The following is a 12,663-nucleotide window of genomic DNA, read 5'->3' as shown; positions in this document are numbered from 1 at the left end:
ATGCAGATTCACTTTCAGGCGCTGGGAGATCTCCTGCGCCGCTATCTTTCGGTCGGGCGAGCAGCATGGGCGATCCGCAGGGAGCTTGATCTACCGGAACGGACCGGTTACGAGCTGGCTTTCCAGCCTGCACACCTGGAACTGGTCGAGACGCCGGTTCATCCGGCGCCGCGCTGGACGGCGCGTATCATTATGATCCTCGCGCTGCTCGTACTGCTCATGAGCCTCATCGGCCGTCTCGACATTGTCGCGACGGCGAAAGGCCGGCTGGTGCCCGATGAACGCGTGAAGGTCATCCAGCCCGCGATCACGGGTGTGGTGCGCGAGATCGCGGTGAGCGATGGCGACCGCGTTGCCGCCGGCCAGCTGCTGATGAAGCTTGATACGACCCAGGCGGCCGCCGACGAAGACAAGGCTAAGGCGTCGCGCATGGACGCCGCGTTCGCGGCCGCTCGCGCGCAGGCGCTGCTCGATGCGCTTGACGCGCCAGCCGCACTGCTGAATGTCAAACCGGTTGTCGGCGCGCAGCCAGAGCGTCAGCAGGAAGTCCAGCGGCAGGTCCAGGGCGCGTGGCTCGAGTACCGCGACAAGCTCGCCTCGGCGAAAGCGGAGCTGACAAAACGCGCGGCCGACCTCGACAGCACACGAGCCGAGGTCGCCAAGCTCGAGGCAATCGCACCGCTCGCTCGCGCGCAGGCAGACGACTACCGGGCGTTGTCCGCCGACCAGTACGTGGCGAAAGACGACTACCGACAAAAGGAACAAACGGCGCTTGAGCAGGAACACGAACTCGCGGCGCAGCGCAGTCACGCACGCGAACTCTCGGCAGCCGTCAGCCAGCAGAATGCGGAGATCGCCAGCATCCAGTCGCAGTTTCGACGCGAGCAGCTTGATGCACTGGAGAAAGGCACCGAAGCGCTGACGCAGAGCCGCAACGACGAGACCAAGGCACACACGCGCGAAACGCTGATGAGCCTCTCTGCCCCGGTCGCCGGTACTGTGCAGCAGCTTGCGGTGCATACGAACGGTGGTGTCGTGACTACCGCCCAGACGGTGATGGAGATCGTGCCCAACGATGCGCTGGAAGTGGAGGCGACTATCGAAAACCGGGATATCGGCTTCGTGAAGGTCGGGCAGCGGGCAGCCGTGAAGGTGGAAGCATTCCCATATACGCGGTACGGGTTACTCGAAGGCGAAGTCGTATCGGTCGCCAATGATGCTGCACAGGACAAAAAACAGGGACTGGTATTTACCGCCCGCATCCGCCTGAAGGCCAACGGGATTCGTGTCGACGCAAGGTGGATACCGCTGACACCCGGCATGACCATCACCGCCGACATCGCGACCGGACGCCAGAGTGTCGCGCAGTATTTCCTCGGCCCGATCATCGAAGGCGTACAGGAGAGCATGCGTGAACGCTAAACGTTTCGCTGCCTTGCTGGCTGTGGTCCTGACCGCGAGTCCTGCATTCGCCTTCGATCCGCTTTTTGCCGAACACAGCGTACCGGATGGTGCAGCGGCAGCGCTGCTGCCGGGACCATGTGTGGCAGGATCACCGGCGAATCCACTCGGTCTCGCCGAGGCAGTTTCGCGCGCGCTCTGTTACAACCCGAAAACCCGCGACGCGTGGGCCAACGTGAAAGCACAGGCGGCAGCGGTCGGCGCAGCGCGCGCGGCCTTCCTGCCAACCATGTCGGCAAGCTGGCAGGGTGTACGGGACAATGCGGAAACGGACGTGGCGAGCCACCCGAATCTAAGCTCCCGAACGGATGCGACGGTACGCTCGACGGGCATCAGCGCGGACTGGGTTCTGTTTGATTTCGGCGCGCGTAACGCCGCACTGCGTAACGCCAACGCGCTGCTTGTCGCCGCGCGCGCGACACAGGACGCGACTCTGCAAGATACTTTTGCGACGGTCGCGAAAGACTACGATGCGACACAGGCTGCGCGCGCCGCGCTCGATACGGCACGCGAAATCGAGCGTATGACGGGTGACAGTGCGGCCGTGGCGCAGAAACGTGTCGATCATGGCGTCGCACCCATCTCGGACGCGCTGCAGGCGCAGACGCAGCATGAACAGGCGGTTGCCGCCGTGACAAAAGGCGAAGGCGACCTGCAGGCCGCGCTCGGCGTGCTGGCCACTGACATGGGTCTACGCCCCGATGAGCCCCTCGATGTGCCGTCGGTCCTGACGGACCCCGAACCGGATCGTGCATGGCAGGACTCCATCGGTGGCCTGATCACCGAGGTACGGCTCGCGCACCCGGCCGTGCTGGCCGCCGAAGCACAGTACGAGGCCGCCCGCGCGAAGGTTACGCAGACGCGCGCCGAAGGCTTGCCGAGCATCAGCTTGGTGGCGAAGTACAGCACCAACAATCAGCCAGCGAGCCTTGGCCTGGGTATCCCGACCTATCCCGCGACGGGCCATGACGCCTACGTCGGGATTCAGGTGAGCTTCCCGTTCTTCGAGGGTTTCGAGCGGCACTACCAGGTGCATCAGGCCGAAGCGCAGGCCGAACGCGTGCAAAATGCGCTAGAGGGCACGCGCGATCAGGTCGCGCTTGACGTCTGGAAGGCGTGGCAGGCCCTGCAGTCCGCGACTGCCAGTGTTGATCAGTACGGGAAGCTGCTTGTCATTGCGCAGCGCGCGTTCGAGGCGGCCCAGCATCGCTACTATGCAGGCGTGGGCGACATTCTCGAACTGCTCAATACCCAGGCGGCGCTGGCGAACGCGCGGCAGCGACGCATCCAGGCGCTCACCGAATGGCACGATGCGCGCATCGAACTTGGGGCGAAACTCGGGCAGCTCGGAGCGCCAGATCTCCAGTGACGATGACGGGTATCGCGCGAGAAGTTTTACATTCGACGAAACCCGACCCTGTTGGCAACTTACTGCGGACAGGGAAGTTAACTGCGCCTATGAATCGACGTCCTTAGTAATTTGGGGGTGGCAGTTGCGTGGTGACAGTGCCGCAATCCCATGCAGCGAGACGCGCCCTGACGGTCACGCGTGGCGGGTGGCCGTCATCAGGCGGGGAAGGTCAAGTGCTGCCGGATCGAGCAGAAGCAGGATACAGAGTGACGAAGTCAGACGCTACCTGCGTATGGATGGGACGTTAGCCGCACGATAACTGGATACCTAAGCAGGTGGAGTTCACGCGCTAAACGTGCTTTGTTTTCTTCTGCCCCCCAAGTTCATCGACTACTCGTTCTTCGCGGCCGCCGCCACGTCCTCGTCTCTCTCCCATCCGCCGCCGAGCGCGAGGAACAGGTTCACCTGATCGATCGCCACCTGACCGTCGGCGGCCGCCACCTGCGAAGCGACGCTCGTGAGCGTGCGCGTCGCGTCGAGATCGTCGATGAACGACTCGCGGCCCGCGGCATACAGCCGGTGCGTTTCGTCCGCCGACTGCACGGCCGATTTGTACGCGGTGCGCAACGCATCGGCGCGCGTCGTATCGGACGCGTAAGTGGACAGGCTCGTCTGTGTTTCGCGTAGCGCGTTCAGCACGACGCCGTCGAAGTGCGCAAGCGCGCCGCCCGTCGATGCCTCGGCTTCATGCACGCGCGCCCGCTGTCCGTTGATCGGGAAAGTCCAGCTGATCAATGGCCCGAATGCCCAGCGGTTCGTCGTCGCGCCCAACAGGTCTTCCGCGACGCCGACCGAGCCCACCGAAGCGCCGAAGCTCACAGACGGATACAGCGCCGCCGTCGCGACGCCGATGCGCGCCGTCGACGACGCCAGTTGCCGCTCGGCCTGGCGCACGTCGGGGCGTCGTTTGAGCAGCGCGGCGCCGTCGCCGACGGGAATCGGCTGCGTCAGATGCGGCACCTTGTTGCAGGCGAGGGCGGCGGGCGGCAGATCCGACGGCGCGCGCGCGAGCAGCATCGCGAGCCGGTACTGCGCCGCGCGGCGGCGCGCGACGAAGCGCGGGATCTCGGCGGCGAGCGTGTCGACCTGCGTCTGTCCGCGCGTGACGTCCGGCTGGTTGCCGCGCCCCGCGTCGCGCAGCCGCTGCGTGAGCTTGACCCGTTGCCTCTGCAACGACAGTGACTGCTGGGCAATCTTCAGTTCGTCGGCGGCCGAACACGATTCGACATACGCGCGCACGACATCCGCGACGACCGTGATGCGCGCGAGATCGCTCGCGGCTTCGACGGCTTCGTCGTCGGCCTTCGCGGCCTCTACGCCGCGCCGCAGCTTGCCGAACAGATCGAATTCATACGACACGCTCAGGTCGAGCGCGCCCTCAGTGACGACGGGAATCTTCTCCGTCAGCAGAAACTGTTCGGCCGATTCCTGCGCGCGCTGGAAAGCCGCCGACGTCTTGCCGGAGAAGCCGCCCTGTTCGTTCGCGAAATCGACTTGCGCACGCGAGCGCGCGAGATTGGCGGCCGCGACGCGCAAATCGGTATTCGACGCCAGCGCCTGCGTAACCAGTTGATCGAGCACGGGGTCGTCGTACAGACGCCACCACTTCGACGGCACGGGCTGTTGCGTGACAGGCGCCGTGTCCGCGCCGTCGATGGCCGCGTTCGCATAGGGCGCGTTGACCATTGCGTTGTCGGGCAGCTTGTAGTTCGGGCCGACCGTCATGCAGCCGCTCAGCGCCAGCGCGACGGGAAGCAGGGCGGGCAGCCACGCACGGCCGGCGCGCGCTGCCGTCATGAACGGATTGCGTTTCATCGTGATGCGCCCGAAGCAGGTTGCGTTGCACTGGACGGCGACGCGCCGGCGACGGCCGCGCTCGCCGTCGATGCGCCCGCGCCAGCGGAGGCCGATGCCGATGCGCCAGGCTCCGAAGCAGCAACGGCATCCGAAGCCGCATGTCTTCCAATCGACGGCCCGAGGCCGCGCACCGACACCGTTGCCGTGCGGCCCGCGATCATGCGGAAGTCGGCGGGAATCTCGTCGAGCGCGACGCGCACGGGAATGCGCTGCGCCAGACGCACCCAGCTGAACGCCGGATTCACGTTCGGCAGCAGGTTGGGGCTTTGCTGGCGGTCGCGGTCCTCGATCGCGGCGACGATGCTCTGCACGTGTCCGCGCAATACATTCGGCTCGCCCATCACCTTGATGTCGACGGGCTGGCCGATGTCGATGCCGTGCAGCTTGGTTTCCTCGAAGTAGCCGTCGACGCGGAACGAGTGCATGTCCACCACCGACAGCACCGCGCGTCCCGACGACACGAACTCGCCGGCGCGCGGCGCGCGGTCGTTCAGATAGCCGTCGACGGGGCTCACGATCACCGTGCGCTGCAGGTTCAAACGCGCCGTGTCGATCGCGACTTCGGCATCGGCGAGCGCGGCGGCCGCCTGCTCGACCCGCGAGTGCGTCTCCTCGACGGACTCGCGCGCGACGAGATTGCCGAGTGTGCGGTTGCGCGCGTCTTCGCGACGCGCCTGATCGAGCGTCGCGCGGCGCTGCTGCGCGGTCGCCTGCGCGTTGCGCAGCGCAAGCTCGTAGCGCGCCTGATCGATCACGAAGAGGACATCGCCGCGCTTGACCTCCTGGTTGTCGACGACCTTCACTTGCGTGATCAGCCCGGATACGTCGGGCGCGACCTGGATCACGTCGGCGCGCACGTGGCCGTCGCGCGTCCACGGCGCGAACATGTAGTAGTCGACCAGCTTCCACAGCACGGCGGCCGCGATCGCGACGACGATGAGAGTGAGCAGGATCTGCCCGACGGAGAACCAGGTTTTTTTCACGTTATGAGCCGGTGCGAAACGATGACGACAAGCCCCAGCACCAGTACATAAATGCCGAGGTCGAAAATGGAACGGTGCCAGATGAAGCGATACACGCCGATGCGCGCGAGCACGGTGCGGATCGCCAGATTCAGCAGATAGGCGATGAACATCAGCACCAGCACGGCGGGCACGAATACGCCGAGAACGTCGATTTCGCCGATCATGTGCGTCGACAGAATGAAAAGGGTTGAGTGGCCATCAGGCGGGCGTCTCCTCTTGCACGGGCGGATTGCCGCCGGGCGCCGTGTGCGGCGGATGCAGCGACAGGCGCATGCCGACGAGCGCATGCAGCGTGTCGCGCAGCCAGCGTTCGGCGGACGGAGCATTGCGGCTGTGCCCCGGGTCTTGCGCAGGTTCCTGGCCTGGTTGCGCCGGTCGTGACTCACCCTGCGCCTCTTCGATGCCGCGCGCCGTCACGCGCGCGACGGCGGCATCGATCGTTTCGATCAGCGCGGGCGGCACCGGCTGCCGCGCGCGCCGCGCGATGCATTGCTCGAAATACTGCCGCACGCCTGAGAGCACGTCATCGATGGTGTCCTGCAAGTCGGCTGTCAGCTTGCGGCGCGTGCGCCGAAGGTCCAGCGCGTTCAACGCGACGCGGAAATCGCGGAAGCTTTCGATCGACGGATGACGGTGCGAATCGGTCGCGGCGTGACGCGGCAGCAGTTGCATCAGGCGATCGAGCATGCGCGCGTACAGATTGCGCTGGTCCTCGATCGCGGCCGTCGAAGCGCTCACCACGACATCGGACCACGCCGAGCGCGTGAGCCGCGCGGCCGCGAGCTCCGCGCCGAAAGGACGCGTCGCGCGCGTCCAGATGAACGCGAACAGCAAGCCGCCGACGCCCGCCAGGTTGCTGTTCAGAAACACGAAGAAGTCGGCTTCGTAAGCGCTTTGAATGCTGATGAACGTGGCCGTGTTGACGGCGACGAGCATCGTCACGAGATTGAACTGCGGGCGCGGAATCAGCGTGCCGATGATAAGGAAAGGCCCGGCGAAGATCACGACCAGCATCGCGAAGTCGTGCACGTGCGGCAGCACCGCGAACACGTACAGGCCCGCGAACACGACGCTCGCGCAGGTCGAGAGAAAGAACTTGAAGACAGCGGGCGCGGGCTCGTCGAGCGCGGCAAAGAAGCAGCACGACACGGCTGCGAGCGTCACCGCGCCCGCGCCGTCGTTCCAGCCCGACGTGATCCACAGTCCGCACGCGACGATGATCGCGCCGACGGCGGACGCCGTGGAAAACAGCATCATCCCGCGATCGAAGAAGCGCTCGGTGCCGCCCAGGCGCCAGTGACGAAAGCGCGGCCGCCACTGCGCCGTCTCGTGGACGATGCCCGCGCGCAGACTGCGAACGTCGTGCCACACGTCGATGACCTGGCCCAGACGCCAGAGCGCGTTCGACAGCAACGCGACATGCCAGCTTGCAAGCGATGCCGCGGGCGGCTTCATCGCGGCGATGCGCTCGCGCAGCGCTTCTGCCTCGCGATCGGTTTCGTCGGCGTGCTTCGCTTCGAGCGCGGGCGAGCGAATCCACTGCGCGACATCCGCGAGCAGCGCTGCAACTTCAGGCGGATGCGTGCCGCTCTCTCGCATCAGTTCGATCAGCGGATCGGCCATCGACGAAATCAGCGGCAGGAAGATCTGCATGCGCCCTTGCAACGCACGCGCGCGGCGCACGATGTCGGGACGCGTGTGGTCGTAGGTCAACTGGCTCAACGGGAATTCGAGGCCGTTGACGGTCGCCGCGAGCCGCTGGCGCGAAGCCGAAATCGACCCACCCGCGATGTGTCCGGACAGCGTCTCGCTTGCGTAGAACGCGGCATCGCGGAACCACGCGTCGGTGCGCTCGATCAGCGTCGGCGCGAGGCGGCTCGGAAACACGACGCTGCCCACGATGCTCGCGACCACGATGCCAAGCAGGATCTCTTCGGTACGCGTGATCGCGAGATCGAAGACGGTCGTCGGATTGGTGACGGCGGGCAGCGCAATCAACGGCAGCGTGTAGCCGGCGAGCAGGAACACATAGCTGCGCGCCGTGCGGTCGTTCATCGACAGATAGAGCAGGGTGCCCGTCCACAACGCGACGATCACGCTGAACAGGAACGGCGACTCGACGAACGGCGGCACGATCAGCACGGCGCCCGCCGCGCCGATCGCCGTGCCGAGCGCGCGATACAGCGCCTTCGAGCGCGTCGCGCCGACGAACGGATTCGACACGATGTAGACGGTCGCCATCGCCCAGTACGGGCGCGGCAATTCGAGCGCAAGGCCGATGTACAGCGCGATCATCGCAGCCGCGAACGTCTTGGCGGAGAACAGCCAGTCGCGAAGTGATGGATAGGCCATGGCGCTTACGCTTTGCCTTTGCTGCCGGAGCGGCCCGGCGCGCGGGCGGATGTGCCGTCGTCGCCGGTCGTGAGGTTGCCGGATGCGGGCGGCGTCGTGGCTGCATCCAGCGATGCGTTGAACGCATTCAACACGCGCAGCGTCGTCTCCAGATCCTTGCGGGTCACGCCTTTGAGCACGCGCGCCCGCAGATCCATCAGGCGCTCTTCCATGCGCGCGGTGACTGCGCGGCCTTCGTCGGTGAGCGTGATGGTTTTCGCGCGCTTGTCGTCGGGGTCTTCGTCGCGGCGCACGAGACCCGCCGCGCATAGCTGGTCGAGCAGACGCACGAGCGATGGCCCTTCGATACCGACCTGTTCTGCGAGCGTCACCTGGCGCACGGCCTCGCCGAGACGGTTGGCCGTCAGCAGCGGACCCGCGCAGGCCTCCGACACGTTGTACGCGGACAGCACGCTATGGCTCGTGCGGCGCCAGCGGCGCGCGGCGACGACAAGCGCGCTGCTGACGGAGCGGCGCAGGAGATGGAGATTAGCCATGGGGCGGGATTGTATGTCGGTTTTTATTCGTTAGCATCCTATCGACCCATAACTTTTAAGGAAATGCTTCAAAATTTTCTCCGTATGGTTCGAGGCGCTGAAGCGCGCGGGCGGGGGCGTTCAGAGGGGCGTTAGCCGGGATTCTGGCATCTGCATGTGACGCGCGCTGTGCCAGTGTCGCGCGCGGCTGCCGGCTTCGTCGCAGCGGAAAGCATTGCCTGCTGCCCACGCAAACAGGGTACTAACGAGGAAGTTATTCTTTGGCTTCATCGCGTTGCACAGGCGCTTGCGGGCGTTTGCTGTTGCTGCTGATACGCGAGTTCCTTCCGTCATGCCAGTCGCTTCGCACGGGTTGATACGCTGCTCGATCCCTGCGATGCGCAACGCGCGACGTTCGCTGACAAAAGCGAATCATTTCTACGCCGCGCGCACTTTCGAAAGAATCGTTTTTATTTCAGACGGTCACTGCGCAAACGACGCGCGCCTGCCGATATCCAGCCAGTAGATCACCACTGATGCAAGTGGAAAGAACTACAGCATCGTTCCCGTATTGAACTCCCGTCAATCGACGCGCGGATGCGCCCACTCGACGGCGCGCCGTCGATGAGGCGATAGCGATAGATCGGATGTCGTTCATCAGGATGACGAAACGTATCGAACGACCCATCGATTTTTCATCACGCACGCTGCACTCACACATCAAAGCTTTTCGCCGGGCGCGACCCGGCAGTGGATTTTTTTGTCATGGTCAAACGACGTCAATTCCTCGGCTTACTGACCGCGCTCGGCGGCGCTCACGTGCTGAGCGCATGCGGCGGGGGCGGGGGCGGGGGCTCGGGAGGCGGCGAGGGCGGCGCCGGCGTTAGCGCCAACAGCACGACGACAACTAGCGCAGGCGTGACGGCGGCGGCCGGGAACGGCAAGACGCCGCCTTCGACGAACGGCGCAACGGCGGGATCGGCGAACGGAAAGGGTTCAGGCTCATCCAGCGGAACGAATAAGGGTTCATCGGGCGATACGTCGACGGGATCGGCGAACGGCACGTCGATTCCGCCTGCCGTTTCGATCACCGACAATCAGGCTGCCGTCTGGACGCTCGTCAACGGATCGGTCTACCGGAACGGCGTGGCAGCGGGCAATACGTACAACGTGACGCTGCTGCTGTGGTACGGCGGCGTCATCTATCACCAGGGCACGGGCGGGCAGTTCTACGGATGGAACGGCTCGACCTGGCTCGCATGCAACGATCCGCGCCTTGGCGGCACGTCCGCGGACGGTACGACGATTCCCGCGTCGCCGTACATCATCGACAAGGTCGGCGCACTGTGGACGGTGGCAAACGGCATCGTCCTTCGCAACAACGCTGCCGTCGGCGCGACATCGAACGCGTCGATGCTGCTGTGGTACGGCGGCAAGCTCTGGTATCAGTCGACGGACGGACAGTTCCATGTCTGCAGCGATCTCGACCAGTGGATGCCGTGCAGCGATCCGCGCATCCCCGTCGCGGCGACGAGCGGCACGTTCCACGGCATCAACGGGCATTACGACTATCGCTATACGCCGGCCCAGATCGTGACGATCATGCGCAACATGGGCTGCTCGACCTATCGCGTCGGATGCATAGACGATCCGACGTCGCTCGGCGCCGTCGTCAGTCTCGCGCAGGCGTTCCAGGCGGCGGGGCTGACGTTGTTCGTGCTGGTGAACCTCGGCGTCCGCGATTCGAACGGCTTGCCGTTCGCGAGCGAATCTGTGGCGTACAACCGTGGATATTCATGCGGCGCGACAGTGGCGCGCGCGCTCGCGCCGTATGGTGTCGTGATGTACGAGTGCGGAAACGAATTGACGCGCGATGACGCGATCATTCTCGACCCGACCAATGCAGGGACGAAGGCGGTCGACTTCAGCAACGTCAACTGGCCGATCATGCGCGGCGTGATGAGCGGGATGATCGACGGCGTGAAGTCGGCACAACCCAATGCGAAATGCGGGATCAACTTCTGCGTCGCGGACACGGGCGCCGCCGATGCGTTGTGGGACGGCAAGCAGCCGGACGGCACGAGCGGCCATCCGGTGGTGCGATGGGACCTGACGACGTGGCACAACTACGAGGTGTACGGCGACATCTTCGATATCGGCTCGGACGGTTCGGGTCCCGGCTTCGATCTGCCGACGTACTGCAAGGCGCGTTATGGCGTGCCGTTCCTGCTGACCGAGTGGAACACCGGGCCGGAGAAGAGCCAGTCGTATCGCGCCGACTACATCACGTCGCGGTATGCGACTTACTATCAGGCGAGAAAGACGAAGAATATCCAGTCCGTGATGTACTACGTGCTCGATAGCGGCGATACGACGTACGGCCTCATGATCGACGGTGCGCCGGTGAATCTGCCGTATAACGCGTTTGTCGGGTTTGTCGCGGGGCATCCGGATAGCTAGCGTGTTTGTGGCGTCGATTTGAGGATCGGCATTGGTTGTTTTTGATTTTGCATAAACCTGACCAGCGGCACTCGCATGCATGCAGAGAGCCGCCAGCTTGCCAGCAACGACAAAACACGACATTTCTATTTAGCGGAAACCCGACATTTCTTATATGGTCGCCTCCCATTTGCAAGGCGATTGTGCATGGCGAGGAGGGTGGTTGCGGACTTATATCCGGACTCGATCGCGGGCATGCCCGCCGGCCCCGATGGATTTCGCCGCAAAGGTCCTAATCTAACTGACGGACTCGAGATCCGAGAAATGTCTCAGGCTTGCCTTTGCGCGGTCCAACCTGTCTTGCCATCGTTCAATTCACCTGTGCAACCGTGAATGGCTAAAGTGTGTGCGAGGCGGTAGTCACTGTGCCGGTGTCGGCTGATACGTTCGGCCATACGCCAGCAGCGCCCAGATCGTTCGCGCCATCTTGTTGGCGAGTGCAACGGCAACGACGTTCGTGGGTCGTCGCATCAGCAAGGCACGTACTCTCTCTGGCAAATGCTTCGAGGCCGCGATGACTGACCGGGCGCCGTGGATCAGCAGCGTGCGCAGATACACATCGCCGCGTTTGCTGATGCCGCACAGCTTTGTCTTGCCGCCGGAGCTGTTCTGTCGTGGCACCAGGCCGAGGTAGGCGGCAAACTCGCGGCCCGACCTGAACGTCTTTGCCTGTCCGATCACGGAGACCGCTGCCGTGGCGGTGAGTACGCCAACGCCGGGTATCTCGGAGATGCGTCTGCATGCGTCATCGTTACGGCGCCATTCGAGAATGCGCTGTTCGACGCGAGCGATCTGCTCGTCGAGTTCACGAAGTCGCGAGAGCTGGTCCTGCAGGCTGTCTGCCAGCATGGCGGGCAACTGGTTGGCCAGTGATGCCAGCGCGACTTTGGCAGCTTCGATCGAGGCCCGTCGACCTTGCGGCAGGACAACGCCGAATTCGTAGAGCAATCCGCGAAGCTGGTTGACCTGCATGACGCGAATGCGGACCAGTTGCTGACGGATACGGTGCATTGCCAGCATCGCCTGTTGATCCTCCGTCTTCACGGCCACGAAGCGCATGCCGGGACGCTGGGCGGCTTCCCAGATTGCTGCGGCGTCGGCGGCATCGTTCTTGTTGGACTTCACGAACGGCCGCACGAACTGGGCTGCGATGAGGCGTACGTCGTGACCAGACCGCGCCAGAACCCGGGCCCAGTGATGGGCGCTGCCACAGGCTTCCATGACGATGCGGCTCGCCGGCCGGTTGGCGAAAAACGGCACGAGTTGCGCGCGTTTGAGAGCCTTGCTGTGGATTGCGCCAGTCTTGGGCTCGACATAGTGAATCTGGAAAACGCGTTTGGCCAGGTCGATGGCAATGGTCGTGGGTTCCATCTGGTTCTCCTTGGCGGCAGAGACTGCCGAACCGGCAATGTCGCACGCTCAAGACGCGCGAGCCTGCGGCGTTCGACGGCCCGTTAAGCCGAAGTTCCAGTAGCAGAGGGACGAGTTTGTCCTTGTCCCATAGGCAGTTGGGGTGAAATCGGCGTTGCGGTTTCTGTCTACG

The 12,663-nt window shown here is 64.4% G+C and carries 9 protein-coding genes; 3 read left to right on the top strand and 6 right to left on the bottom strand.

Going from position 1 to position 12,663, the window contains the following annotated elements; translation table 11 throughout:
• Together BN2476_RS28375 and BN2476_RS28370 are read left to right on the top strand one after the other, a co-directional pair.
• Entirely contained in the window at positions 1-1,422 is a 1,422-nt protein-coding gene (locus BN2476_RS28375; RefSeq protein ID WP_087737545.1) for an HlyD family type I secretion periplasmic adaptor subunit, read from the top strand.
• The gene (locus tag BN2476_RS28370; RefSeq protein WP_087737544.1) at positions 1,412-2,830 is read left to right on the top strand and encodes a TolC family protein; all 1,419 of its coding nucleotides are present in this window, start codon (positions 1,412-1,414) and stop codon (positions 2,828-2,830) included. The genes BN2476_RS28375 and BN2476_RS28370 overlap by 11 nt, the downstream gene beginning before the upstream one ends.
• A gap of 372 nt (positions 2,831-3,202) precedes the next feature.
• Here the strand turns inward: BN2476_RS28370 and BN2476_RS28365 are convergent, their stop codons facing one another.
• The 5 genes from BN2476_RS28365 to BN2476_RS28345 are packed head-to-tail and all read right to left on the bottom strand — an operon-like array spanning position 3,203 to position 8,642.
• Entirely contained in the window at positions 3,203-4,687 is a 1,485-nt protein-coding gene (locus BN2476_RS28365) for an efflux transporter outer membrane subunit (RefSeq protein ID WP_087737543.1), read from the bottom strand.
• The gene (locus BN2476_RS28360) at positions 4,684-5,712 is read right to left on the bottom strand and encodes an efflux RND transporter periplasmic adaptor subunit (protein WP_087737542.1); all 1,029 of its coding nucleotides are present in this window, start codon (positions 5,710-5,712) and stop codon (positions 4,684-4,686) included. Before BN2476_RS28360 ends, BN2476_RS28365 begins: the two co-directional genes overlap by 4 nt.
• Complete coding sequence (locus tag BN2476_RS28355) at positions 5,709-5,918, bottom strand: DUF1656 domain-containing protein (protein WP_087737541.1); 210 nt, start codon at positions 5,916-5,918, stop codon at positions 5,709-5,711. The genes BN2476_RS28360 and BN2476_RS28355 overlap by 4 nt, the downstream gene beginning before the upstream one ends.
• Positions 5,919-5,952: 34 nt before the next feature.
• Positions 5,953-8,106 (bottom strand): FUSC family protein, encoded by a 2,154-nt coding sequence (locus BN2476_RS28350; protein ID WP_087737540.1) that lies wholly within the window; start codon positions 8,104-8,106, stop codon positions 5,953-5,955.
• 5 nt (positions 8,107-8,111) lie between these two features.
• Complete coding sequence (locus tag BN2476_RS28345) at positions 8,112-8,642, bottom strand: MarR family winged helix-turn-helix transcriptional regulator (RefSeq protein WP_235850998.1); 531 nt, start codon at positions 8,640-8,642, stop codon at positions 8,112-8,114.
• A 744-nt stretch (positions 8,643-9,386) separates the two neighbouring features.
• On the opposite strand from BN2476_RS28345, the gene BN2476_RS28340 reads away from it, so the two are divergent.
• On the top strand, positions 9,387-11,081 hold the full coding sequence (locus tag BN2476_RS28340; RefSeq protein ID WP_173819679.1) for a hypothetical protein: 1,695 nt from the start codon (positions 9,387-9,389) through the stop codon (positions 11,079-11,081).
• 399 nt (positions 11,082-11,480) lie between these two features.
• On the opposite strand, the gene BN2476_RS28335 is transcribed toward BN2476_RS28340, so the two are convergent.
• Positions 11,481-12,491, bottom strand: coding sequence for an IS110 family RNA-guided transposase (locus BN2476_RS28335; protein WP_087737539.1), 1,011 nt, complete (start codon positions 12,489-12,491; stop codon positions 11,481-11,483).
• Between the last annotated feature and the right edge of the window lie 172 nt (positions 12,492-12,663).

Source organism: Paraburkholderia piptadeniae (assembly GCF_900007165.1).
Taxonomy (GTDB): Bacteria; Pseudomonadota; Gammaproteobacteria; order Burkholderiales; family Burkholderiaceae; genus Paraburkholderia; species Paraburkholderia piptadeniae.
Note: the sequence above shows the minus strand (reverse complement) of the source record. Positions and strands in the feature narration are given on the sequence as shown.

Bases quoted from the DNA above. Each gene is read 5' to 3' on its own strand.
- BN2476_RS28375 (WP_087737545.1), top strand. From the start codon at position 1: ATGCAGATTCACTTTCAGGCGCTGGGAGATCTCCTGCGCCGCTATCTT.
- BN2476_RS28365 (WP_087737543.1), bottom strand. From the start codon at position 4,687: ATGAAACGCAATCCGTTCATGACGGCAGCGCGCGCCGGCCGTGCGTGG.
- BN2476_RS28355 (WP_087737541.1), bottom strand. From the start codon at position 5,918: ATGATCGGCGAAATCGACGTTCTCGGCGTATTCGTGCCCGCCGTGCTG.
- BN2476_RS28350 (WP_087737540.1), bottom strand. From the start codon at position 8,106: ATGGCCTATCCATCACTTCGCGACTGGCTGTTCTCCGCCAAGACGTTC.
- BN2476_RS28345 (WP_235850998.1), bottom strand. From the start codon at position 8,642: ATGGCTAATCTCCATCTCCTGCGCCGCTCCGTCAGCAGCGCGCTTGTC.
- BN2476_RS28340 (WP_173819679.1), top strand. From the start codon at position 9,387: ATGGTCAAACGACGTCAATTCCTCGGCTTACTGACCGCGCTCGGCGGC.
- BN2476_RS28335 (WP_087737539.1), bottom strand. From the start codon at position 12,491: ATGGAACCCACGACCATTGCCATCGACCTGGCCAAACGCGTTTTCCAG.